The 24,045-nt window shown below is 68.4% G+C and carries 24 protein-coding genes; 12 read left to right on the forward strand and 12 right to left on the reverse strand.

Annotation, left to right across the window (positions count from 1 at the left end):
- The 4 genes from QWJ90_RS09925 to aztB all read right to left on the reverse strand — a co-directional run.
- Positions 1-1,120 (reverse strand): hypothetical protein (locus QWJ90_RS09925; protein WP_290107624.1); only part of this gene is annotated, 1,120 nt, incomplete at its 3' end.
- 23 nt (positions 1,121-1,143) lie between these two features.
- A complete protein-coding gene (gene aztC, locus QWJ90_RS09930; RefSeq protein ID WP_290107625.1) occupies positions 1,144-2,055 on the reverse strand; it encodes a zinc ABC transporter substrate-binding protein AztC in 912 nt (303 codons plus the stop codon).
- Positions 2,052-3,311 (reverse strand): ABC transporter, encoded by a 1,260-nt coding sequence (locus QWJ90_RS09935; protein WP_290107627.1) that lies wholly within the window; start codon positions 3,309-3,311, stop codon positions 2,052-2,054. The genes aztC and QWJ90_RS09935 overlap by 4 nt, the downstream gene beginning before the upstream one ends.
- A 17-nt stretch (positions 3,312-3,328) precedes the next feature.
- Positions 3,329-4,213, reverse strand: coding sequence for a zinc ABC transporter permease AztB (aztB, locus tag QWJ90_RS09940; RefSeq protein ID WP_290107628.1), 885 nt, complete (start codon positions 4,211-4,213; stop codon positions 3,329-3,331).
- A gap of 56 nt (positions 4,214-4,269) precedes the next feature.
- On the opposite strand from aztB, the gene aztA reads away from it, so the two are divergent.
- Positions 4,270-4,905, forward strand: coding sequence for a zinc ABC transporter ATP-binding protein AztA (gene aztA, locus QWJ90_RS09945; RefSeq protein ID WP_290107629.1), 636 nt, complete (start codon positions 4,270-4,272; stop codon positions 4,903-4,905).
- Between the two features lie 88 nt (positions 4,906-4,993).
- Here aztA and QWJ90_RS09950 read toward each other — a convergent pair whose 3' ends face one another.
- The 7 genes from QWJ90_RS09950 to dnaA form a co-directional block, all read right to left on the reverse strand.
- A complete protein-coding gene (locus tag QWJ90_RS09950) occupies positions 4,994-5,398 on the reverse strand; it encodes a DUF3566 domain-containing protein (RefSeq protein WP_290107631.1) in 405 nt (134 codons plus the stop codon).
- The gene (gyrA, locus tag QWJ90_RS09955; RefSeq protein WP_290107632.1) at positions 5,395-7,947 is read right to left on the reverse strand and encodes a DNA gyrase subunit A; all 2,553 of its coding nucleotides are present in this window, start codon (positions 7,945-7,947) and stop codon (positions 5,395-5,397) included. Before gyrA ends, QWJ90_RS09950 begins: the two co-directional genes overlap by 4 nt.
- Before the next feature lie 108 nt (positions 7,948-8,055).
- Positions 8,056-10,128 carry a DNA topoisomerase (ATP-hydrolyzing) subunit B gene (gene gyrB / locus QWJ90_RS09960; protein WP_290107634.1) on the reverse strand — a complete coding sequence of 691 codons (2,073 nt, stop codon included), beginning with the start codon at positions 10,126-10,128 and terminating at the stop codon, positions 8,056-8,058.
- Between the two features lie 123 nt (positions 10,129-10,251).
- Positions 10,252-10,737 (reverse strand): DUF721 domain-containing protein, encoded by a 486-nt coding sequence (locus QWJ90_RS09965; RefSeq protein WP_156242574.1) that lies wholly within the window; start codon positions 10,735-10,737, stop codon positions 10,252-10,254.
- Positions 10,730-11,911, reverse strand: coding sequence for a DNA replication/repair protein RecF (gene recF, locus QWJ90_RS09970; RefSeq protein ID WP_290107637.1), 1,182 nt, complete (start codon positions 11,909-11,911; stop codon positions 10,730-10,732). The genes QWJ90_RS09965 and recF overlap by 8 nt, the downstream gene beginning before the upstream one ends.
- A 166-nt stretch (positions 11,912-12,077) precedes the next feature.
- A complete protein-coding gene (dnaN, locus tag QWJ90_RS09975) occupies positions 12,078-13,223 on the reverse strand; it encodes a DNA polymerase III subunit beta (protein WP_290107638.1) in 1,146 nt (381 codons plus the stop codon).
- Positions 13,224-13,678: 455 nt separating this feature from the next.
- Positions 13,679-15,073 carry a chromosomal replication initiator protein DnaA gene (dnaA, locus tag QWJ90_RS09980; RefSeq protein WP_290107639.1) on the reverse strand — a complete coding sequence of 465 codons (1,395 nt, stop codon included), beginning with the start codon at positions 15,071-15,073 and terminating at the stop codon, positions 13,679-13,681.
- 257 nt (positions 15,074-15,330) lie between these two features.
- Between dnaA and rpmH the strand changes: the two genes are divergently transcribed.
- The 11 genes from rpmH to QWJ90_RS10035 all read left to right on the forward strand — a co-directional run bounded on the left by rpmH (position 15,331) and on the right by QWJ90_RS10035 (position 23,613).
- The gene (gene rpmH, locus QWJ90_RS09985) at positions 15,331-15,468 is read left to right on the forward strand and encodes a 50S ribosomal protein L34 (protein WP_156242570.1); all 138 of its coding nucleotides are present in this window, start codon (positions 15,331-15,333) and stop codon (positions 15,466-15,468) included.
- A 16-nt stretch (positions 15,469-15,484) separates the two neighbouring features.
- On the forward strand, positions 15,485-15,823 hold the full coding sequence (rnpA, locus tag QWJ90_RS09990) for a ribonuclease P protein component (protein WP_290107642.1): 339 nt from the start codon (positions 15,485-15,487) through the stop codon (positions 15,821-15,823).
- Positions 15,820-16,170 (forward strand): membrane protein insertion efficiency factor YidD, encoded by a 351-nt coding sequence (gene yidD, locus QWJ90_RS09995; RefSeq protein ID WP_290107643.1) that lies wholly within the window; start codon positions 15,820-15,822, stop codon positions 16,168-16,170. Before rnpA ends, yidD begins: the two co-directional genes overlap by 4 nt.
- A gap of 5 nt (positions 16,171-16,175) precedes the next feature.
- Positions 16,176-17,216 carry a membrane protein insertase YidC gene (yidC, locus tag QWJ90_RS10000; RefSeq protein WP_290107644.1) on the forward strand — a complete coding sequence of 347 codons (1,041 nt, stop codon included), beginning with the start codon at positions 16,176-16,178 and terminating at the stop codon, positions 17,214-17,216.
- A gap of 39 nt (positions 17,217-17,255) precedes the next feature.
- A complete protein-coding gene (locus QWJ90_RS10005; RefSeq protein ID WP_290107646.1) occupies positions 17,256-17,750 on the forward strand; it encodes a protein jag in 495 nt (164 codons plus the stop codon).
- On the forward strand, positions 17,750-18,391 hold the full coding sequence (rsmG, locus tag QWJ90_RS10010) for a 16S rRNA (guanine(527)-N(7))-methyltransferase RsmG (RefSeq protein WP_290107648.1): 642 nt from the start codon (positions 17,750-17,752) through the stop codon (positions 18,389-18,391). Before QWJ90_RS10005 ends, rsmG begins: the two co-directional genes overlap by 1 nt.
- Before the next feature lie 1,574 nt (positions 18,392-19,965).
- Positions 19,966-20,865: a ParA family protein gene (locus QWJ90_RS10015; protein ID WP_290107650.1), complete on the forward strand. Its 900-nt coding sequence runs from the start codon at positions 19,966-19,968 to the stop codon at positions 20,863-20,865.
- A complete protein-coding gene (locus QWJ90_RS10020; protein WP_290107651.1) occupies positions 20,865-21,881 on the forward strand; it encodes a ParB/RepB/Spo0J family partition protein in 1,017 nt (338 codons plus the stop codon). Before QWJ90_RS10015 ends, QWJ90_RS10020 begins: the two co-directional genes overlap by 1 nt.
- Positions 21,882-22,009: 128 nt before the next feature.
- Positions 22,010-22,927: an SDR family oxidoreductase gene (locus QWJ90_RS10025; RefSeq protein WP_290107652.1), complete on the forward strand. Its 918-nt coding sequence runs from the start codon at positions 22,010-22,012 to the stop codon at positions 22,925-22,927.
- 13 nt (positions 22,928-22,940) lie between these two features.
- Positions 22,941-23,198, forward strand: a complete 258-nt coding sequence (locus QWJ90_RS10030; protein WP_290107653.1) for a DUF7218 family protein — start codon at positions 22,941-22,943, stop codon at positions 23,196-23,198.
- A gap of 61 nt (positions 23,199-23,259) precedes the next feature.
- Entirely contained in the window at positions 23,260-23,613 is a 354-nt protein-coding gene (locus QWJ90_RS10035; RefSeq protein ID WP_290107655.1) for a tryptophan synthase subunit alpha, read from the forward strand.
- A gap of 75 nt (positions 23,614-23,688) precedes the next feature.
- On the opposite strand, the gene trxA is transcribed toward QWJ90_RS10035, so the two are convergent.
- Positions 23,689-24,015: a thioredoxin gene (trxA, locus tag QWJ90_RS10040; protein ID WP_156242559.1), complete on the reverse strand. Its 327-nt coding sequence runs from the start codon at positions 24,013-24,015 to the stop codon at positions 23,689-23,691.
- Positions 24,016-24,045: the final 30 nt, after the last annotated feature.

Raw genomic sequence — 24,045 nt, forward strand, 5'->3', positions numbered from 1 at the left:
CGGTCTCGTCGACGTGGAACGGGGTCGGCATGTCGACCGCGGGGGCCGCGTCGCTCGAGCCCGAGACCTGCACCAGGGTCGCGAGGTCGGCGTCCGCGCCGGCGGCCCGGTCGCACGAGGCCGAGGCTACATGGATCTGCCCGTCGGTCCCCACGATGTACGCGAGGTCCTCGGAGCCGCGCGCGACGCCCCGGTAGGTGTACTGCACCTCATCGGGGAGGTCGACGACCTCGTAAGCCCCCTCCGCCGTGTCGATCAGCGTGACGGCGCTGAGGAGGTAGCCCTCGGCGTCGGGATCGGCGTTGTAGTCGCCCACGACGATCGGGCTCGTCTCGGATACGAACGCGTTGCCCATCCGCCCGTAGGTGTCGGGAGCCGTGAACTTCACGAACTCGCCGTCCTGATACATCAGCGCGCCGTCCTCGCAGCCGAAGATGACCGCCTCGTCGGCTGCGGTCCCCTCGCCGTGGATACCCGGGCACTGGTCGCTCGACGCCTCGACGTCCCAGTGGTCGTCATGCGCGTGCAGGGCCATCGCGCCGGTGCGTCCGGTGTCGTCTCCGACGGTCGTCACGAGAGTGCCGTCCTCGAGGGCGATCGACACCCCGTGGTGAGGGGCGTCGGCCGTGTACGTCTCGCCCTCGGGCAGCGTGCCGTCGGCCGAGAGCAGCGAGTCGGTGTCGAGGATCGTCGTCACTCCGGTGCCGTCGTCGAACAGCACCGTCTTGTCGTGGTGGACGACGACGTGGCCGGGCGTCGTAGCGTCGAACACGAGATCGGTCAGCTCGGGTGCGGCCGTGTCGAGCACCTGGAAGCCCTGCGACATCGTCACCATGATGTTGCTGCCGTCCCCGAAGGCGTTCAGGCGCGTGAACTCCTCCGACTCGAACTCCTCGATGATCTCGAGCGTCTCGCCGTCGAGCACGGCGATGCCGTTCTCGTAGGCGACCGCCACCCGTCCTTCGGCTGATCCCGTGCCCGGCGCGGTCGTGGTCTCCTCGGCGGCGGGCTCCGCTCCGGCGCCGGAGGCGTCGCCCGACGTGCTCGCGCACGCCGTCGCGAGGAGCGAGATGCCGGCGAGCGCGGCGGCTGCTGTCGCCAGTCGCGTGTGTCGTTTCATTGTTTCCCTTTCCATGGATGGCCTCAGTGCGTCAGGCCGTCGGCGATGCGCTCGGTGTTCGCGCGCATCATCGTGAGGTAGGTGTCGGCGCCCTCGTCGGGCTCCGTCAGCGATTCGGTGAAGAGCTCGACGACGTCGACATCGATGCCGACCTCGCTCGCGAGCACCTGGACGAGGCGGTCGGGTTGCGACGACTCGGCGAAGATCGTGGGCACGCCCGCCTCCTCGATCGCGGCGGCGAGGTCGCGCAGATCGGCGGCGCTCGGCGCGGCGAGCGTCGTGCCCCCGGGGATGACGGCCCCGACGACGCGGAAGTCGAACCGCTCGGCGAGGTAGCCGAAGACGTGATGGTTCGTCACGAGCGCCCGATCAGCGTCGTCGATCGCCGAGAACGCCGCCGTCATCTCGGTGTCGAGCTCGGCGAGCTCCGCGCGATAGCCGTCGGCGTTGTCCTGGATCGCCTGCTCGTCGACGCCGTCCACGGCGAGGAGCGCCTCTTCGAGCGCGGTGACGACGTCGACCATCCGCGCCGGATCGGTCCAGAAGTGCGGATCGGGAGCGCCGTCGGCCTCCTCCTCGCTGTAGGCGAGCACGTCGATCACGTCCCCCGCGACGAGCATCGCTCCCCCGTCCGCCACGGCACGGTCGAGGTGCTGCTGCAGCCCCTCCTCGAGACCGAGGCCGTTGGCGACGACGAGGTCGGCCGCGCCCATCGCCGCGGCCTCCTGCGCCGAGATCTCGAAGGAGTGCGGATCGGCGTTGCGCTTCATGAGGGTCGTCACCTCGAGCTCCTCGCCCGCGATGTTCTCCACGACGTCACCGAGGATGTTCGTCGTGACGACGACCTGCGGCGCGTCGCCGGAAGCCTGCGTCGTCGCGCATCCGCTGAGCCCGACGACGACGAGGAGCGCGGCGACCGCGGTCCGCCGCCTCATCGGCCGACCTCGGCGAGGTGCACCGGCTCGGTCGGCGTCTCGAGCGTGCGGGCGATGCGGGCACCGTCCGCGTAGGCGATCTCGTAGACGACTCCCTCAGCGGGGGCGTTCACGTAGGCGCGCTGAGCGTCGACGAAGACGGATACGTGCTCGAGCAGCGCCGCGTCCTCGAGCGTCTCGGGCAGCAGCGACTCGGTAGCGGCGATCTCCTCGCCGGTCTCGGCGAGGTAGACGCGCACGCTGCCGTCCTCGTGGAGACCCACGACGTGTCCGTCGGCGTCGTCGACGGCGCTGACGCGCAGGAGCCGCTCTCCTGTCTCGACGAGCTGCCAGGCGCGCTCGCGCGTGTCGAGAAGCCAGAAGCCGCTCCCGCCGGCGAGTGCGGCCACCGTCGGACGCCCCTTGCGCCCGTCGAACGCGGTCGCGCGCTCCGCCGAGGACTCGGGATAGGCGATCCGCTCGAAAACGGGCTCCCCGCCGTCCATGGTTGCGAGCAGCGCGCCATCCGCGCACCCCACGACGAGTCCCACGCGCGACACCATCGCGCCCTCCGCGTCGACGCACCCGATGTCGGCGCTCCCCGACGCCGTCCCGTCGACGTCATGGAAGCGCAGGCTCTGGATGCGACCCGTGTCGTCGCTCACGCTCACCAGCGCTCCCGTTCCGAGCGGTGCGACGAGGCCCTGATCCGCTCCGGTCTCGATGCGGAAGGATTCCACGATCTCGCCGTTCGAGAGAGCGTCGTTGTCGAGCAGCACCGCGTCACCGGAGCCCGAGAAGAACACTCCGGTTCCTCCCGCCGTCGCAAGCGGACCGGTGGTCACGACGACCTGCCCCTCACCCTCGAGCGTTCCGACGAGCGACGGCTCGGAGCGGTAGTAATGGAAGTGGTCGACGTGATCCCACGTCCAGACGCCGCTGTCGACGATCTCCAGGCCGTCATCGGTCGTCGCGAACACGTAGCGTCCGTCGGTCGCGGTCGACTCGGGAGCGCCGATCGTCGCCAGCTCCGTCGTGGAGCCGTCGAGCAGGTCGAGGATCCCCAGCCCGCCCCCCGCATCCACGGAGACGAGCTGCAACGGCGGCTCGGCCACCTCGGCGGCTCCGGCGACGGCACCGTGACCGCTGTCCGATCCGGAGGCCTCCTCCGTCGCGGCGGGAGAGGCGGCCACCTCCGCCGCATCCGGCGACGCGCAGGAGGCCAACAGCAGCACGGCGGCTGCGGAGAGGGCGAGGAGGGGGCGGCGAAGACGCATCGGTTCCTTTCGAGGGATCAAGAGGGTGCACCCACGCGATCGCCGGTGTGTGCATCGGACGTGAGATGAGGAGCGCGGGAGCGGCGCGCGCGGTCGAGCGCTCCGCGCAGCGCGGCCGAGACGGCCGCGAGCAGGATCGCGGCGCACGCGATCGACGCGCCCGCCGCGGTGCCGGCGTTCCACGACGCGAGCAGGCCGACGGCGACCGCGAGCATCCCGACGAGGCTCGCGACGACCATCGTCGCGGGGATGCGCGTCGCCCACGATCTCGCGGCCACCGCGGGTGCGATCAGGAGCCCCACGACGAGGAGCGACCCGACCGCCTGATATGACGACACGACCGCCAGCGTCACGAGCCCCACCAGGGCGACCTGCGCCATCTGGGGTCGCAATCCGAGCGTCTGCGCGATCCGCCGGTCGAATGCCGACGCGACGAAGCCACGGTGGAAGGTCGTCGCCACGACGATCGTGATGACGAGGGCGACCGCGAGGAGCACGAGATCTCCGGTGTCGATGGCGAGGACGTCGCCGAAGAGCATCACGGTCGCGTCCGTCGCGAAACTGCGCGAGTGCGAGACGATGATCACGCCCAGGGACAGCATGCCCACGAACAGCAGGCCGATGCTCGTGTCGTAGGAGAGCCGTCCGCGACGCTGGAGGGCGCCGATGGCGGCGCTCATCGCCACCGCGCTCACGGCCCCGCCGAGGAGCACCGGCGCGCCCAGCACGGTGGCCAGCGCGACCCCCGGCAGCATCCCGTGACCGATCGCCTCGCCGAGGAAGGCCATCCCGCGGATGACCACCCAGGTTCCGACGACGCCGCAGATGACGGCGACGAGGACGCCGCCGAGGAGGGCGCGCACGAAGAAGTCCGCGCTGAGGGGATCGATGAGCCAGGACACGAGGGACGAGCCTAGCCCATAATGAGAACGATTATCGCTCGCTATAGTGGGTGCACATGTCCTCTCACCGTCCCGCCATCCTCGGCCGCTCGCTCTGCTACGCCTACGACGCGGAAGACGTCCTCCACGACGTCACGGTGCATCTGGCGTTCGGCGAGGTGGCCGCCGTCGCCGGCCCCAACGGGTCGGGCAAGTCGACACTCGTGGAGATCCTCGCCGGTGTGCTGCGTCCGCGCAGCGGAGCGGTCACGCGCGCCGGCGACGTCGCCCTCGTCGTGCAGCGCCCCGACGCGCCGCCGTCCCTGCCCGTCACGGTGCGCGACGCAGTGGCGATGGGGACGTGGGCAGGAGGCCGCAGGATGCCCCGCGCGCGTGCGCGCACAGCCGTCGCCGAGGCCATCGCCCGGGTCGAGCTCACGGGATACGAGGACCGGCCCCTGTCCGCGCTCTCGGGTGGTCAGCGGCAGCGCGCGCTGCTCGCTCAGGGCATCGTCCGGCGGCCGTCCATCCTGCTCCTCGACGAGCCCGCGGCCGGTCTCGATTCCCGCAGTCGCGACCGCACGCGGACGATCCTCGCCGAGGAGGCGCGGCGCGGGGCGGCTGTCGCCTGCGTCACGCACGACGAGACGTCGATGGCGGTGGCCGATCGGGTCATCCGCATCGAGGCCGGTCGTCTGCAGGCGAGCGCGTAGTCCTTCCGCAGACCGGTGCCCGCGACGGGAGACGACGAAGCGCCCCGACCGGTGGGCCGGAGCGCTTCGAGGAGAGGTGGAGCCGGGGTCAGCTCGAGGTGAAGCCCACGAGCAGGCCGCCGGTGATCTTCACCGCGAGGTTGTAGATGCCGGCGACGACGGCGCCGAGCACCGTCACGACGACGAGGTTGAGGATCGCCACCACGGCGGCGAACGCCATCACCTGGGGCAGACCGAGGAACGACGACAGCGACAGCTCGCCGTCGGAGAACATCGTGAAGAACTCGTCGGCCTGGCCGATGAGCCCGGTCGTCTGCACGACCATGTAGATGAGGAAGAACGACACGATCGTCACGACGGCCAGCGCCACGGCCGCCAGGAACGACAGCTTCACGGCCGACCAGAAGTCGATGTAGACCAGGCGCAGCCGCACCTGCTTGGCGCTGGTCTTATGCGCCTGCTTCTGGGCGAGCTTGTCCGCTACGGTGCTCATGCGTCAGTCGTTCCTTCGGAGATGTCGGTTGCCGGGGCGGCCTCTTCGGGCTCTTCCCCGATCTCCTCGCTGATCCGCCGCTCGGCATTGCGAGCGATCGCGAGGATCCGGTCGTTCTTGTCGGGCCGTGCGAAGACGACTCCCATGGTGTCGCGCCCCTTGGCGGGCACCTCGGCCACGGCAGAGCGTACCACCTTGCCCTTTTCGAGAACCACGAGGACCTCGTCATCCGCCTGGACGATGAGACCGCCGGCCAGCACGCCGCGATCGTCGTTGAGCTTCGCGACCTTGATGCCGAGGCCGCCGCGCCCCTGCACTCGGTACTCATCCACGGCCGTCCGCTTGGCGTAGCCGCCGTCCGTGACGACGAAGACGAACGAGTCCGGCCAGACGAGCGACGCCGAGAGCAGGTCGTCGTCCTCCCGGAACGACATGCCCTTCACACCGCTCGTCGAGCGGCCCATCGGACGCAGCGCCTCGTCGGTCGCCGAGAAGCGCAGCGACATGCCGCGGTGGCTGATGAGGAGGATGTCGTCGTCGGCGTTCGCGGTGAGCGCGCTCACGAGCTCATCGCCCTCGCGTAGATTGATCGCGATGATGCCGCCCTGGCGGTTCGAGTCGTACTCGGTCAGGCGCGTCTTCTTCACGAGGCCGGCGCGCGTCGCGAGCACGAGGTACTCGGCGTCGTCGTACGACTTGAGCTCGATGACCTGGGCGATCTGCTCGTCGGGCTGCAGTGCGAGGAGGTTCGCCACGTGCAGGCCCTTGGCGTCGCGGCCGGCCTCGGGCACCTCGTACGTCTTGGTGCGGTAGACGCGGCCCTTCGTCGTGAAGAAGAGCAGCCAGTGGTGCGTCGTGGTCACGAAGAAGTGCTCGACGACGTCGTCCGCGCGCAGCTGCGCACCCTTCACGCCCTTGCCGCCGCGGTGCTGCGAGCGGTAGTTGTCGCTGCGGGTGCGCTTGATGTAGCCCTCGCGGGTGATGGTGACGACCATCTCCTCCTCGGCGATGAGGTCCTCGATGGACACATCGCCGTCGAAGCCGTGGAGGATGTGCGTGCGCCGCTCGTCGCCGAAGCGGTCGACGATCTCGGTCAGCTCGGTGCGCACGATGGCGCGCTGACGCATCTCGTCGGCGATGATCGCGCGGAACTCCGCGATCTGCGCCTCGAGCTCGTTCGCCTCGTCGATGATCTTCTGACGCTCGAGCGCCGCGAGGCGGCGCAGCTGCATCGAGAGGATGGCATCGGCCTGGATGTCGTCGATCTCCAGCAGGTCCTTCAGACCCTCGCGTGCATCGTCGACGGTCGGCGAGCGGCGGATGAGCGCGATCACCTCGTCGAGGGCGTCGAGCGCCTTGAGGTAGCCGCGCAGGATGTGCATCCGCTCCTCCGCCTTCCGCAGGCGGAAGCGGGTGCGGCGCACGATGACGTCGAGCTGGTGCGCGATCCAGTACTGGATGAAGCCGTCGAGCGGAAGCGTGCGCGGCACGCCGTCGACGATGGCGAGCATGTTCGCGCCGAAGTTCGTCTGCAGCTCGGTGTGCTTGTAGAGGTTGTTCAGCACGACCTTGGCGACCGCGTCGCGCTTGAGCACGACGACGAGGCGCTGGCCGGTGCGGCCGGAGGTCTCGTCGCGGATGTCGGCGATGCCGGTGACCTTGCCCTCGCGGGCGAGCTCGCCGATCTTCACGGCGAGGTTGTCGGGGTTCACCTGGTACGGCAGCTCGGTGATGACCAGGCACGTGCGCCCCTGGATCTCCTCGATCTCCACGACCGCGCGCATCGTGATCGAGCCGCGCCCGGTGCGGTACGCCTCGTGGATGCCCTTGCTGCCGAGGATCTGCGCCCCGGTGGGGAAGTCCGGCCCCGGGATCCGCTGCATGAGACCACCCAGCAGCTCCTCGCGCGGCAGGTCGGGGTGGTCCAGCGCCCAGAGCGCGCCGTCGGCCACCTCGCGCAGGTTGTGCGGCGGGATGTTCGTGGCCATGCCAACCGCGATGCCGACCGAGCCGTTGACGAGCAGGTTCGGGAACCGCGCCGGCAGGACCGTGGGCTCCTGCGTCTCGCCGTCGTAGTTGTCCTGGAAGTCGACGGTCTCCTGCTCGATGTCGCGCACCATCTCGAGGGCGAGCGCGGCCATCTTCGTCTCGGTGTACCGGGGCGCCGCGGCGCCCTGGTTGCCGGGCGAGCCGAAATTGCCCTGGCCGAGCGCCAGCGGGTAGCGCAGCGACCACGGCTGGACCAGACGCACGAGGGCGTCGTAGATCGCGGTGTCGCCGTGCGGGTGGTACTGACCCATCACCTCGCCGACGACGCGGGCGCACTTCGAGAACTTCTTGTCGGGACGGTAGCCGCCGTCGTACATCGCGTACACGACGCGACGGTGCACGGGCTTCAGCCCGTCACGCACGTCGGGCAGCGCGCGCCCGACGATCACGCTCATCGCGTAGTCGAGGTAGCTGCGCTGCATCTCCGACTGCAGGTCGACCTGGTCGATCCGGCCGTGGTTGTGCGCGTCGTCGATGTCGGGGCGGACTTCGTCAGTCATCTTCTCTTTATCTCACTTGTGCGGTCGCGTCGAGGACGTCTGGTCACCGCGTTTCGACTCGCTTCGCTCGCGCAACGGCCGCGGGCGGCTCGCTGCGCTCGCGGAGCGTCATATGTCCAGGAAGCGGACGTCCTTCGCATTGCGCTGGATGAACCCGCGGCGGGACTCGACGTCCTCCCCCATCAGCACGGAGAAGATCTCGTCTGCCGCTGCCGCGTCGTCGATCGTGACCTGCCGCAGGGTGCGCGTCTCCGGGTTCATGGTGGTGTCCCACAGCTCGGAGTCGTTCATCTCGCCGAGACCCTTGTACCGCTGGATGCCGGCGTCCTTGGGGATGCGCTTGCCCGCAGCGGCGCCCTCCTTGAGCAGCGCGTCACGCTCACGGTCGCTGTACACATACTCGTGCGGCGCGTTCGTCCACTTCAGGCGGTAGAGCGGCGGCATCGCGAGGTAGACGTAACCGGCCTCGATGAGCCCGCGCATGTAGCGGAAGAGCAGCGTCAGCAGCAGCGTGGTGATGTGCTGGCCGTCGACGTCGGCGTCTGTCATCAGGACGATCTTGTGGTACCGCGCCTTGGCGAGGTCGAACTCCGGCCCGATGCCCGTGCCGAAGGCCTGGATCATCGCCTGGACCTCGCGGTTGCCCAGCGCCTTGTCGATGCGCGCGCGCTCGACGTTGAGGATCTTGCCGCGGAGGGCGAGGATCGCCTGCGTGCGCGGGTCGCGCCCGCCCACGGCCGAGCCGCCGGCGGAGTCTCCCTCGACGAGGAACACCTCGCTGATCGAGGGGTCCTTCGAGGTGCAGTCCTTGAGCTTGTCGGGCATCGCGGCGGACTCGAACACGCTCTTGCGGCGAGCCGTCTCACGGGCCTTGCGCGCGGCCATCCGCGCCGACGCCGCGTCGATCGCCTTGCGGATGACGTTCTTGGCCTGCTGCGGGTTGCGCTCGAACCAGTCGGCGAGCTGGTCGCCCACGACCTTCTGCACGAACGCCTTGGCCTCGGTGTTGCCGAGCTTCGTCTTCGTCTGGCCCTCGAACTGCGGCTCGGAGAGCTTGACGGAGATGACGGCGGTGAGGCCCTCGCGGACGTCGTCGCCGGTGAGGTTGTCGTCCTTGTCCTTGAGGATGCCGTTCGCCCGCGCGTACCGGTTCACGAGCGAGGTGAGCGCCGCGCGGAAGCCCTCCTCGTGCGTGCCGCCCTCGTGCGTGTTGATCATGTTCGCGTAGGTGAAGACGTTCTCGGTGTAGCTCGTCGTCCACTGCATCGCGATCTCGACGGCCATCCGCCCGTCGGGCTGCTCCTGCTCGAGCACGACGATGTCCTCGTTGACGCGCTCTGCCTTGCGCACCTTGTTGAGGTACTCGACGTAGTCGACGAGGCCGCGCTCGTAGTGGAAGACGTTGTGGCGCTTGACGATCTCGGTCGAGCCGTCGGCGGTCTCGACCTCCTCCGCAGACGACTCGCGCTCGTCGGTCAGCTCGATGCGGAGGCCCTTGTTGAGGAACGCGGTCTGCTGGAAGCGGGTGCGGAGCGTCTCGTAGTCGAACTCGACGCCCTCGACGAAGATCTCGGCGTCGGGCCAGAACGTGATCGTCGTCCCGGTCTCCTCGGTCTCCTCCCCCTGCTCGATGGGGGCCATCGGCACGCCGCCGCCCGAGAACGACTGGCGCCAGACGTATCCGTCGCGCATGACGACCGCATCCAGTCGCGTGGAGAGTGCGTTCACCACCGACGAGCCGACACCGTGGAGACCGCCGGAGACGGCGTACCCGCCGCCGCCGAACTTGCCGCCCGCGTGCAGGACCGTCAGCACGACCTCGAGGGTCGACTTGCCCTCGGTCTTGTGCATCCCGACCGGGATGCCGCGGCCGTTGTCGACGACGCGCAGTCCGCCATCCGCGAGCAGCGTCACGGCGATCGTGTCGCAGTACCCCGCGAGCGCCTCATCGACGGAGTTGTCGACGATCTCGTAGACGAGATGGTGCAGACCGCGCGGTCCCGTCGAGCCGATGTACATGCCCGGGCGCTTGCGGACGGCCTCCAGTCCCTCGAGAACCTGGATGGCATCCGCGCCGTACTCGTTCTCGACCTTTCGGGGGCCCGGTGCGGCGTCGCCCCTCTCGTCGTCCCGACCGTCGTCGATCGGCTCGGACTCGTTCTGAGGGGTTTCGCTCGTCATAGGAAGAAGTGCTCCACATCTGGGATCGGCAGCCTTCCCATTCTATCGTGCACGGCGCCCCGACGCCCCCTCCACAGGCCCTTCTGCCGGGAGAAAATCGACGGGCCTAAGATCCGACCCGTCCTAGCCGTAGGTATCGCGCGGGCCGCGCCCTGGAACGCGCCTGATGCCGTGATTCCAGGAGGGCACGTCCGGCCCGAAGAAGCGGATCTCGGTGACGCCGGCCTCGGGGTACAGCTGGATCACCCGCGTGAGGAAGTGCGAGCGCATCATGTGCATCTGCTTGCTGCGGGGGGTGGAATCGCATCGCACCACCACCACGCCGCGCGAGAACGTCTCGATGTGGGAGTGCGCGGCGTTCTCGGCGCCGGCGATCTCCTCCCAGTTGAGGGCGAGGTCCTCCCGCTGCAGATGCGGCTCCCACCCGCTCGAGCGGGTGAGCACGTCGATCGCCTCGCCCAGCGGCTTCGGATCGCGGCCGGGAGCGAACGGCGCGTTCTCGTCGTCGTCGTCGACGACGCGCCGCTTCTTCTTGTACCGCTTGCTCGGCTCGAGGCCCCGCAGTCGCAGGTACGTGGCGATCGTCTCGGGAACCTCCGGCTCAGCCATCCGTCGCCTCCGACGTGAGCGGATGGTCGGAGAGCGGCCCGAGGACGGCGCCGGCCTCGATGCGCACCGCGTTCGCCCGCAGCGGCGCCGGCACGTCGGCGGCCACGGCCGCCGTCACGAGCACCTGCTCGAAGTCGGCCACCACGTCGGCGAGACGCCGCCGCCGGTCAGCGTCGAGCTCGGCGAAGACGTCGTCGAGGATGAGGATCGGGTCGCCGCCCTGCGACTCCGCGCGGAGGAGCCCGGCGGAGGCCAGCCGGAGCGCGAGGGCGACCGACCAGGATTCGCCGTGCGACGCGTACCCCTTCACGGGGAGCCCGCGCACGGTGAGGAGGAGGTCGTCGCGATGGGGCCCGACGAGGCTCAGGCCGCGCTCGAGCTCCTGCGAGCGACGGGCGGCGAGTGCCGAGCGGAAGAGCTCGGGCGTCGACCCGCCCTCGCCGGCAGGCAGCTCCTCGCCCTCCTCGGGGTCGGCGCCGCGCACCGACAGCACCCAGCTGAGCTCGGGGCGGTGATCCTCGCCCGCGACGCCCGCATAGGCCTGCGCGACGGGGTCGGCGAGATCCTGTGCGAGCCGGACGCGGGCGTCGATGAGCTCCGACCCGAGTGCGACGAGCTTGTCGTCCCAGACGTCGAGAGTCGTCAGCTGGCTGCCCTTCATCCCCCGCGCACGAGCCGATTTCAGCAGCGCGGTGCGCTGGCGGAGCGTGCGGTCGTAGTCGGCGATGACCCCGGCCATCCGCGGGGTGCGCTGGATGAGGAGCTGATCGGCGAACCGCCGACGCTGGGAGGGATCGCCGCGCACGATCTGCAGGTCCTCCGGTGCGAACAGCACGGCCTGCGCATAGCGCGGCAGCTCGGACGTGCGCACGGGCGACCCGCTCACGCGCGCGCGGTTGGATCCCTGCTTGTTGATCTGCAGCTCCAGGGTGACCCGGCGCTGACCGTGGGCGAGGCGCGCGCGCACGAAAGCGGCGTCCTTGCCCTCCCGGACGAGCGGAGCGTCCGACGAGACCCGATGGGAGCCCAGTGTCGCGAGGTACGCGATGGCCTCGGCGAGGTTCGTCTTCCCCTGCCCGTTGCGCCCGACGAGCACGTTGGGCCCGGGCTGCAGCGCGAGTTCCGCATGGGCGTAGTTGCGGAAGTCGACGAGGCTGAGGTGCTCGACGATCATCGAATCACCCTCTCATCGACGTCTGACGTTGCCCCGATGCGGTGCGGGTCGGCCTTGCCACCAGACGATGTCGTCTCACCGAACGCACACGCGATCTCACGGAATCCCGTGTCGCCTCGATGAGACGACATCGTTTGACGGTGGGGTCGGGCGGAAGAACCGGGGCTCAGCGCAGCAGCAGGTTCGGCTGCAGCAGGTACTTGAACGAGTCCTGGCCCGCCTGATCCACCGACGTCTGGCTCGTGATGAGGATCGGGCTCAGCTTGTTGGCGTTGTCGCTCGACGTGAACGTCACCCGCACGAACTCGCTCTTCACGGCGCCGAGCGCCTCGAGGAGGTACTGCGGATTGAGGCCGAGCGTGACCTCGTCGCCGCCCGTGAGGTGCGCGTCCACGGACTCGGAGGCGCGCGCCTGCTCGCCGCCGGAGGCGTCCATCGTCACCTGCGAGGTGGAGAACGTGAAGCGCAGCGGCGCCGAGCGGTCGAGCACCAGCGAGACACGACGGACGGCCTCGGCCAGGTCGGCCGTGCTGACGACCGCGTAGTGCTCGGTCTGCGCGGGGAAGAGGCGACGCACGGGCGGGAAGTTGCCCTTGATGAGCAGCGAGGTCACGGTCTTGTTGCCCGCGGTGAAGGCGATGATCTCGCGGTCGCCCGAGCCGGAGAAGGCGATCGAGATGTTGCCGCCGTGCGAGAACGTCTTGCCGACCTCCTGGAGCGTGCGCGCGGGGACGAGCGCGGCCGCCTGCTGCTCGCTGCCATCCCACTCGATGTCGCGCACCGCGACGCGGTAGCGATCGGTGGCGACGAGGCTGAGCCCGAGACCCGAGACCTCGAGCTGCACGCCCGTGAGCACCGGGGTGACGTCGTCACGGGAAGCAGCGAACGCGACCTGCGAGATCGCGGTGGCGAAGTCGTCGCCGGGGACGAGACCGGATTCGCCGGTGACCTCGGGGATCGCGGGGTATTCCTCGACCGGCATCGACGCGAGCGCGAAGCTGGCGGAGCCGCAGGTGAGGGAGATGTTGCCGTCGTCCTCGGTGGAGATCTGGATCGGCTGGTTGGGCAGCCGGCTGGCGATGTCGGAGAGCAGCCGCCCGTGGACGAGGATCGTGCCCGGCTCGTCGACCGTGGCCTCGATCGTCGTGCGCGCGGAGGCCTCGTAGTCGAAAGCCGAGAGTGCGAGGTTCCCGTCCTCGGTCGCCTCGATGAGGACGCCGGCGAGGATCGGCTGAGGGTTGCGCTGGGGCAGCAGCTTGACGACGAACGAGACGGCCTCGCTGAACACGTCGCGGTTCACGTGGAACTTCACGGGTCGCTCCCCTCGGATGACGAAACGGGCGCGGACCGCCCACGGGTCTCCCATGCTAGTGCCCCGGGTGTCGCGGTCCGTCGAGAAGGTCATCGGAGGCCCTTCAGAGAAAGAGATCTCTTAACCGTGTTAACCGCTGTGGAGAGTGTGGATAACTCTGTGGATGCGAGACGGGAGTAGGGAACGACATGTGTGTGAGTTGTGGATGGCGTGAGGACGCTCCGTGGAGACCGGGAAGGGCACCGGAGTCGCTGTCACAGGCCGTTCCACACGCGGAGGGCGTGTCCTACACAGCTTCCGAGGCGTGTCTCCCCAGTTATCCACAGGAGTTTTCACATGGGGAGAACTCCTTATAGGGGCTTCTCCCAGCGCGCGTCAAGTGCGCTGTTGAGGCTCGGAGGACGCATGAAGGGCCCGGAACGCTCGGTTCCGGGCCCTTCATGGAGAACGTGCGCTCAGCGGCGTCCGAGCTGCGTGGTGATCTCCTGCACCTGGTTGTAGACCGAGCGCTTCTCCTTCATGAGCTCGTTGATCTTCCGGTACGCGTACATCACCGTCGTGTGGTCGCGTCCGCCGAAGAGCTGCCCGATCTTCGGCAGCGAGAGACTCGTCCGCTCGCGACAGAGGTACATGGCGATCTGCCGAGCCTGCGCCACCGACTGCGCGCGGCTGGAGCCGTGCAGGTCGTCGGCGGTGAGCTTGAAGTAGCTCGCGGTCACGCTGATGATGTCGTTCGGCGAGACGACGGTGTCCTCCGCCTGATCCACGATGTCGCGCAGCACCGTCTGCGCCAGCTCGAGCGAGACGGACGAGCGGTTCAGGCTCGCGAAGGCGGAGACGCGTATGAGCGCCCCCTCGAGCTCGCGGATGTTCGTCGACACGTTGGACGCGATGTACTCGATGACGTCGTCGGGGATGTCCAGGCGCTCGGCCTGCCCCTTCTTCCGGAGGATGGCGACGCGGGTCTCGAGATCGGGCGCCTGCACGTCGGTGATGAGGCCCCACTCGAACCGGCTGCGCATGCGGTCCTCGAAGCCGGTGAGGAGCTTCGGGGCGACGTCGCTGGTGATCACGACCTGCTTGTCGTGGTCGTGCAGGGTGTTGAACGTGTGGAAGAACGTCTCCTGCGTCTCAGCTTTGCCCTGCAGGAACTGGATGTCGTCGATCAGCAGGATGTCGACCTCGCGATAGCGCGCGTTGAAGGCCGCTCCGCGGTTGTTCGCGATCGAGTTGATGAAGTCGTTCGTGAACTCCTCGCTCGAGACGTAGCGCACCCGGACACCCGGATAGAGGTTGAGCGCGTAGTCGCCGATCGCGTGGAGGAGGTGCGTCTTGCCGAGGCCAGAGTCACCGTAGATGAAGAGCGGGTTGTACGCCTTCGCGGGCGCCTCGGCGACGGCGACCGCGGCCGCGTGGGCGAAGCGGTTCGACTGCCCGATGACGAAGTTGTCGAACGTGTACTTGGGATTGAGCCGGGTGTCATCGCGGGAGCGGGTCGCCGGGGCGGAGGTCTGAGCCACTGGCCGCTGCGGAGCCGTCTCCGCGGGAGCTGCAGGAGCCGGCGCATCGATCGCGGCCTCGGTGAGCTCGGGGTTGACCGAGACGCGGAACGACTTGGCATCGGCGCCGATCCGCTCGAGCGCCTCCATGATCGGCTCGCGCATGCGCTTGTTGATCTGCGCCGCGGTGAGATCATTCGGGACGTCGATGTAGAGGGTGCCGCCCATGACTCCCTGCGGGACGGCGAGGCTCAGGTATCCCTCCAGAAGAGGGGTGATCCGACCGTCTCCGGCCAGCTCCGCCAGCACCGTTCGCCAGACGGGGACGTCTGGGATGTCGTGCGCGCTCATGCCTCTCCTAGCCTGTGGATAACTCCGTGACACGCTAGTGGATGGATCCTGAACGGCAAACTCTCTCTTCGCCCTCCTCTGCGTGTCCTTCGCCAGCGAGGGGCGTCGCTGTGGAGATACTGTCAGGTTGTCTGGCTCATTTGCCGGATCGTCGTCGTTCGGCGTACGCTGAATCGGTTGACTTATGCCCTTCGGGGCTCCCACAACTCTCGTCTCCGGTCACACGATTCCGGTGACCGTCCCTTCGGAGTGATTCCATGAGCAAGCGCACGTTCCAGCCCAACAACCGTCGCCGCGCCAAGAAGCACGGCTTCCGCGCACGCATGCGCACCCGCGCCGGCCGCGCCATCCTCGCCGCTCGTCGCGGCAAGGGGCGCGTCGAGCTCTCGGCGTAATCCCGCCGACGAGTCCGTGCTCGCGAGGCCGCATCGCCTGGTCCTCGGCGCCGACTATCGGATGGTCGTGCGCCGAGGCTCTCGATGCGCCGGTGCGTCGACTGTGACGCACGTCGTGCATTCCCATGAGGAACGCGCGCCGCGATTCGGATTCATCGTCAGCAAAGCCGTCGGCAACGCCGTCACGCGCAACACCGTGCGACGTCGCCTCAAGGCGGTGTGCGCCGAGGCGCTGCCGGGCGTGCGCCCGGGGGCCGATGTCGTCATCCGCGCGCTGCCTTCGGCATCTCAGGCGACGTTCCAGGAGCTGCGCTCCGAGGTGACGCGCTGTCTCGCGCGCAAGGCCGCGGCATGAGCGTGCTTCCCGCGTCGGCCACAGGGTCGGCGCGGTTTCGCGTATCCGACGCCGTGCGATCGGTTCCTCTGGTTCCGCGCAACGCGGGGCTCATGCTCCTGCACGGATACCGAGCGACGATCTCGCATCTCTACGGGGATGTCTGCAAGTACTACCCGTCCTGCTCCGCGTACGCGGTCACGGCCGTGCAGCAGCACGGGCTCGTGAGAGGATCGGGCCTGACGGCGGCACGCCTGGCGCGGTGCCATCCCTGGGCCGCGGGCGGCGAAGACGACGTCACGCCGCACCCGCACTTCCGCTACGACCTCACCCGTCACGGCTTCGTCGTGCCGCTACGAAAGGACTGACCTCCGTGGACTTCCTCGGAATCATCCTCTGGCCCATCCGCTGGGTCATCGAAATGATCCTCGTCGGCTGGCACTCGCTCCTGACGTTCCTCGGCATGCAGGTCGACGGCGGACTCACCTGGGTCCTCTCCATCGCCGGCGTGGTCGTCGTCGTCCGCGCGATCCTGATCCCGCTCTTCGTGAAGCAGATCAAGAGCCAGCGCAAGATGATGGAAATCGCTCCTGAGATGAAGAAGATCCAGGAGAAGTATCGAGGCAAGCGGGACCAGCTCTCTCGTGAGGCGATGAGCCGCGAGACGATGGCCCTGTACAAGAAGCACGGCACCTCCCCCGTCTCCAGCTGCCTGCCGCTGCTCGTGCAGATGCCGGTCTTCCTGTCGCTCTACTACACGCTGCTCGACGTCAAGGCACATGCCAACGAGGGCATCGGCGGTGTCGGCCTGCTGTCCGCGGACCTCACGCGGCAGTTCAACAACGCGAGCCTGTTCGACATCGCGCCGCTGTCCGAGACCCTGCGCGACGCCTTCGTGACCCGCCCCGACGGCTGGGTCGGCACCACGGTCATCCTCGTCATCATGGTCGCGCTGATGATCGGCACACAGTTCTTCACGCAGCTGCAGATCGTCTCGAAGAACATGTCCGCCGAGGCCAAGAGCGGTCAGGCCTACCAGATGCAGCGCATCATGCTCTACATCATCCCGTTCGCGATGATCTTCTCCGGCGTCTTCTTCCCGCTGGGTGTCGTCTCGTACTGGTTCTTCAACAACCTCTGGACGATGTGCCAGCAGTTCCTCGTCATCCGCGAGCTGCCCACCCCGGGCTCGGAGGCGGCGAAGGCGCGAGAAGAGCGTCTTGCGCGTAAGGGCAAGGCGGTCAACAGCCAGGGCAAGGTCGTCACGATCGCAGAGTACGAGGCGGAGCAGCAGGAGCTGCTGCGTCGGGCTGAGGAGGCTCGCGCCAAGCAGCCGAAGCGTCAGCAGCCGATGAGCGCGAAGCGCGCCAAGAAGCAGCAGCGGCCCGTCGGCGACGACGGCAGCGCGAGCTGACGCCGTCTCGCCCGCCCGCATCACCCGAGATTGGACGCCATGAACTCCCCTACCGCACCTGAGACCGACGCCCCCTCCGACGCGGAGCTCGAGCGCGAAGGCGACGTCGCGGCCGACTTCCTCGAGGGCCTGCTGGACATCGCCGACATCGACGGCGACCTGACGCTGGATGTGCGGCAGGGGCGCGCCTACGTGTCTGTGGAGTCCGAAGACGCCTCGCTGCGCGTGATCTCGCACCCCGACACGGTTCAGGCGCTTCAGGAGCTCACACGCCTCGCTGTGCAGAACGAGACGGGCTCGTTCTCCCGTCTGATCCTCGACGTCGGGGGCTCGCGCGACGTGCGTCGACGCCAGCTGGAGACCCTCGTCGACGCCGCCATGGCGAAGCTCGAGGAAGGCGCGTCGCAGGCTTCCCTGCCGTCGATGTCGTCTTACGAGCGCAAGCTCATCCACGACATCGCTGCCGACCGCGGCCTCGTGTCGGAGTCGTACGGCGAAGGCCCGGATCGCCACACCGTCATCCGTCGCGCCTGATGTCGGCACTCGACGCTCTCGAGCCGGAGCCGGCAGAGGCTGCAGCGCTCTTCGGCGAGGGCTTCGCCCGTGCGCGCGCATTCGCCCGGACGCTGGCGGAGCATGGCGAGGAGCGCGGCCTGATCGGCCCGCAGGAGGTTCCGCGGCTGTGGTCGCGGCACATCCTCAACTCGGCTGTCGCCGCTCCGCTGTTCCCTGCCGGTGGACGCGTCGGCGATGTCGGCTCGGGCGCCGGCCTTCCAGGCATCGTGCTGGCGATCGCGCGGCCGGATGTGCAGTGGGTGCTCATCGAGCCCATGGAGCGTCGGACGATCTGGCTGAACGAACAGGTGGACGCACTCGGTCTCGAGAACGTCGTCGTCGAGCGCGCACGCGCTGAGGAGTCCGGACGCTACGAGGGCATGCTCGACGCGGTGACCGCGCGAGCGGTCTCGGCGCTGCGCACACTCATTCCGTGGACCGCTCCGCTGGTGCGCGACGGCGGTGAGCTCATTCTGCTCAAGGGACAGAACGCTTCGGCCGAGGTCGGTGCCGCAGCTAAGGCCATCCGCAAGTACAAGCTGTCGGATGTCCGCGTGGAGGTCATCGGCGAGGGCGTCGTGTCCGAGCCCACGCGGGTGGTGCGCGCCACCGTGCGCTGAGCGGTCGCTCCACCCGCGCGTGCGATACCAGTATATCGGTGTGCTGCGGGGGCACCGCGGGGCGCAGTCGACGATCGGCCGCGGGAGGAGCTGTCTCCCAAGGTGTGCCGCTGAGGCGCCGGGTGAATTAGTCGACTTGGGCAGGTCCTCCTATTCGATCGGTGCGGCCGCCCGTGACTCCCCAAGCTGCTGAGACTACTCCTGGTCCCGTGCGGGCATCGCGCTCAAGCTGATTCCGACGGCGGCAGCAGAGGTCGCCAAGGGCGGCTTCCGACGCCGGACAGCGATCGATGTTTCGCCGTCGCGGTCGTTTCACGTGAAACGCTCGCCGATCGCGCGGCTTCCGGCTCGACTTCGCGGCCGAGGGGCCGTGGAGGCTCAGCCTTGGGTAGGTATGTAGGTATCGACCGAGCGCGGAGTCTCGGCGCTACCGATCCTGATCTGGTGATGGACGTGAGGGATCCCGAGGTGGACGTTTTCTGGACGGAGGACGGCTTCCTAGGGACGAAGCAGGATCAAAGCAAGGCGGCTTGGACAGGCCGAGATCGTGGCAAGGCGGGATAGCGACCGTTTCACGTGAAACGGTGTCTGAGGATTCCGCAGGTACGTTGGCGATCCGAGCTGCATCGGAACGTGCGACACGGCGCTGGTGGGGATGACTTCGTGTAACGTCATGATCATCAGCGAACCGCTCGATGAGACGCGACCGCACGGGGCATCCGCGCGTCGATCGCGACGCTGTTGCGCACCTGGTCACGCCTGCTCGCCCTGTCACCGCCGAAGCCGCTCGTGACAGGGCGACAAGCACCGCGGTATCGACACGCGCGACTCTGCCTCCGCGACCGCAAAATGCACGGGCCGTTTCACGTGAAACGCTTGCGTCCTGTCCGGGCGGAGAGGAGACGGAGGTGCCCGCTCTTGGAGGCGGCATAGCGCCGGCCGCCTATGCCGAGGGCTGCAGCACGCAAGAACCAACCGTCCCTCGCGACGAGAGGCTCGTCGGCCGAAGTAGAGGCGAGAGGAGCCCAGAGTAGCTCGCGCCTATGAGGGGTATGCGATCGTCGTGTCACACGCCCTGCTGCCTCTGCCGCTACGCGCGTGTTTCACGTGAAACACTGCCGCAGTCAGGGGAGCGGCGCCCGTCTCTACGGCCCAGCCGCGTAGTCGCACACCTCCGCACATGAAGCAGACCCCCGCTCGGCTGCGGCGCGGCCAATATATTGGTCCGGGCGTCCCTCGTTCCGTGGCGAAGAGATCGGGTATCCCGCAACCCAGCGCGGGTGAGCTCAAAAGTCCCTCAGCTGGTGTGAGCTGGGCTGGGCTCGCGGCCCGCGCGACCAGGCGTGTCTCATTCGTGGCTCAACCGCATGAGCCGCGCAGAGCGACATGTTTCACGTGAAACGCCGCCATGCAGTGTCTCGGCTACCGCGGCGATGGGACTAGCAGTTCGCTCGTGCCCCTTCCGCTCTGAGGGACGGCCCTGCAATGTCGGGCGCCCTCGATCCGACGGTTAGAGTAGAGGAAGCCTTACCGCAGCGAAGGGATGAGTGTTTCACGTGAAACAGTCCGGGAACGTGTCACAGCCCGATGACAGCCCGATCGCGCGGGAGCTGGCGAATCTGTCCGCACGCCGCCGGGCGCTCGAGAACACGCAGGCCACATTCTCCGGTGCCACGAGAATCATGACGATCTCGAACCAGAAGGGCGGAGTGGGGAAGACTACGACGACGGTCAATATCGCTGCGGCCCTCGCGTCGCTCGGTGGGCAGGTCCTGGTGATCGACTTGGATCCACAGGGCAACGCCTCCACGGCACTCGGCATCCCTCACGCGGCAGAGACGCCCAGCGTGTATGACGTCCTCATCGAGGACGTCCCGCTCGCGGACGTCATCCAGCCGAGTCCGGAGAACGAGCGCCTGCTGTGTGCGCCCAGCACCATCCACCTTGCCGGGGCGGAGATCGAGCTCGTGACGCAGGTGGCGCGCGAGCAGCGCCTGAAGACCGCCCTCGGGGAGTATCTGGAGCAGCGCGACGAGCCCCTCGACTTCGTGCTCATCGACTGCCCGCCGTCGCTCGGGCTGCTCACGATCAACGCATTCACTGCCGCGACAGAGGTCTTCCTCCCCATTCAGTGCGAGTACTACGCGCTGGAGGGTCTGAGTCAGCTGCTGGGCAACGTCCAGCTCATCCAGAAGCACCTGAATCCGCGCCTGCAACTGACGACCATTCTGCTCACGATGTTCGACGCGCGCACGCGCCTCTCGCAGCAGGTCGCCGACGAGGTGCGCGGGCACTTCTCGGGAGAGGTGCTGGAGACGGTCATCCCTCGATCCGTGCGGGTGTCCGAAGCGCCGAGCTTCGGGAAGACGGTCATCTCATATGACGGCAATTCCGCGGGCGCGATCGCGTACCGCGAAGCAGCGCTGGAGATCGTGCGACGTGGCGTCGCCGGTGCCGAGGAAGGAAGAGCCTGATGGCGAAACGAACTGGTCTGGGGCGCGGCATCGGTGCGCTGATCCCCACGTCCGAGCTGAGCGACGAGCGTCCGGTCGACGTCTTCTTCTCGTCATCCGCGCCAACTGACACCAAGGCGCCGGTCTCGCGCTCGAAGAAGCAGGGGAGTGAGGCTGAGCAGACCCACACAGCCCCCGCAGCTGACGACCTCATCGAGGTGCCCGGAGCCCGGCTCGTGCATATCGACCCGACCTCCATCGTGCCGAATCCCCGTCAGCCGCGCACGAACTTCGACCCCGACGATCTCGCCGAGCTCGTCCACAGCGTCAAGCAGTTCGGCGTGCTGCAGCCCGTCGTCGTGCGCGACAAGGGCGACGGCACGTACGAGCTCATCATGGGCGAGCGGCGAACCCGCGCGTCGCGCGACGCCGGCCTCACGGAGATCCCGGCGATCATCCGCGATACCGCGGACGAGGACCTCCTGCGCGACGCGCTCCTCGAGAACCTCCACCGCTCGCAGCTGAATCCCCTGGAGGAGGCATCGGCCTACCAGCAGCTGCTCGAGGACTTCGGCATCACGCAGGAGCAGCTGGCGCAGCGCATCGGCCGCTCTCGGCCGCAGATCAGCAACACGATCCGCCTGCTGCGCCTCCCCGTCCCGGTGCAGCAGCGCGTCGCGGCCGGTGTCCTGTCCGCAGGGCACGCGCGAGCCATCCTCTCCCTCGAGACCGAGGAGCAGATGCAGCAGCTCGCAGACAAGATCGTGAACGAGGATCTGTCCGTGCGGGCTGCGGAGGCCGCCGCCAAGCAGATCACGGCAGCCGGCTCGCTCTCGCCGGCTCGCACCGCTCGCCCGCAGGGGGGCGCACGGCGCGCATACCTCGACGAAGTGGCCAACCGGCTGGGCGACCGGCTGAGCACGAAGGTCAAGATCAAGCTGACGGCGCGAAAAGGCCAGGTCACGATCGATTTCGCGTCGATCCAGGACCTGAATCGCATGCTCGAGGAGATCGGCGAGACCGCCTACCAGGATTGATCGCGACGGCTCGCCGCGCAAGTACGCCATCCGTCACGGCCTCGTCAAGGGGGTGTGGCCGTCCTCCCGCGCTTCGTAGCGTCGACTGCGCACGACCTGTCGAATCCGAGCCGGGGGGACGAAGCCGCATGAGCACGACCGAGAACGCAGGAAACAGCGCAGCGCAGGGTGGCGAGGACCCGCGCGACGCCAAGGCGGGGGGACCCTTCCCCGAGCAGGAGCAGCCGGATCAGCCCGGCCTGACCGAGGAGATGACGCCCGAGCCGGATCACGGCGAGAGCAGCTGGGTGGGCCGGGGGAGGCTCACCGGTCGAAAGGCGCTCATCACCGGCGGCGACTCCGGCATCGGGCGCGCCGTGGCGATCGCCTACGCCCGGGAGGGGGCCGATGTGGCGATCGCCTATCTCCCGGAGGAGAACGAGGACGCCGAGGAGACGCGACGGCTCGTCGAGGCCGAGGGGCGCGTCTGCGCGACGTTCCCCGTCGACCTCACCTCCGAGCAGGAGACCGTGGAGCTCGCTCGGGCAGCACGTGAGGCGCTCGGCGGCGTCGACATCCTCATCCCCAATGCCGCGTACCAGCGGCAGCGCGACGGCATCGAATCGATGCAGGTCGCGGAGGTCGAGAAGGTCTTCCGAACGAACCTCATCTCGGCGATCGTCCTAGCGCGCGAGACGGTGCCGCAGATGCCCGCCGGCGGCTCGATCATCGTGACGACGTCCATCCAGGCGTCCGAGCCGTCGCCCGGCCTGCTCGACTACGCGATGAGCAAGGCAGCGCTGGTGGCGTACACGCAGGCGCTCGCGCAGGAGCTGGCGGAGAAGGGCATCCGCGTCAACGCCGTCGCTCCCGGGCCGATCTGGACGCCGCTCATCCCCGCGACCGGGTTCCCCTCGGAGAAGGTGGAGACCTTCGGCTCCGACACGCCGCTCGGGCGAGCGGGGCAGCCGGCGGAGCTCGCCGGCGCGTACGTCTACCTCGCGAGCGACGAGTCGACCTATGTCACCGGCGCGGTCATCCCGGTGACGGGAGGCCGCCCCTTCTGAGAGCGGACGCGACATGCCGAATCCGAGGATCAAGGACGAGGAGCTCTACGAGAAGCTCCGCGACGACGGCGCGTCGGCCGAGAAGGCCGCTCGCATCGCCAACGCGGCCGCGCGGGATGGCCGGAGCGCTGTCGGGAAGCGCGGCGGCGACGCGGAGAGCTACGAGGACCGGACCGTTCCGGAGCTCCGCAAGCGGGCCAAGGAGCTGGGCATGACCGGTTACTCCAAGCTGCGCAAAGGCGAGCTGATCGACCGACTGCAGAACCACTGAGAGCAGCTGCTCGACGTGCGCGCCCGGCCCTCGGCCGGGCGCACACGCGTACCCTGGATGGGTGGACCTTCCCGACCGTTCGCTTCCCCGTCGACGCGCCAGCGTCGAGGTCCTGCGCGCGGAGGCGAAGGACGAGATCGCGGCACTCATCCACGAACGGCTGCGCGAGGGCGAGGATCCGTGGGATTTCATGGAGGACCTGCCCACCGTCGATGAGCTCGTCGTCTTCACGCTTCGCGCCGAGCACATCGAGGCGGATGGCGGGGTGCGGCCCACGCACGCCCGCAATCAGCGCGTGCTGCGGCTGATCGCCGCGGAGTACCCCGAGCTCACGAAGGCCGTCTGGCGCCTCGTCGGCCAGGAGAACACCCACCGCCGCTGGGACGCAGTGGTGCGGGTCGTCGACCGCGGCTGAGCGCCTTGAGCCCGGCCTGAGACGCCGTGAAGCCCCGGACCGAGGTCCGAGGCTCCACGGGAGATGCAGGGCGTCTTACGCGAGGTAGGGCGCGAGGTCCTGCTCGAGGGCGAACTTCGGCTTGGCGCCGATGATGGTCGATGCGACCTCGCCGTTCTGGAAGACCTTCATCGCCGGGATCGAGGTGATCTGGTACTTCATGGCCAGGTCGGGGTTCTCGTCCACGTTCAGCTTGACGATCGTGATCTTGTCGGGGTTCTCCGACTGGATCTCGTCGAGAACGGGCGCGACCATCCGGCACGGACCGCACCAGGCCGCCCAGAAGTCGACGAGCACCGGGCCGTCGGCCTGAAGCACATCCTGCTCGAAAGTGGCCGAGGTGGTGGCCTTGACGTTGCTCATGAGATCTCCTTCTTCAGCAGTGCTATCGGG

Source organism: Microbacterium oryzae (genome assembly GCF_030406385.1).
Taxonomy (GTDB): Bacteria; Actinomycetota; Actinomycetes; order Actinomycetales; family Microbacteriaceae; genus Microbacterium; species Microbacterium oryzae_A.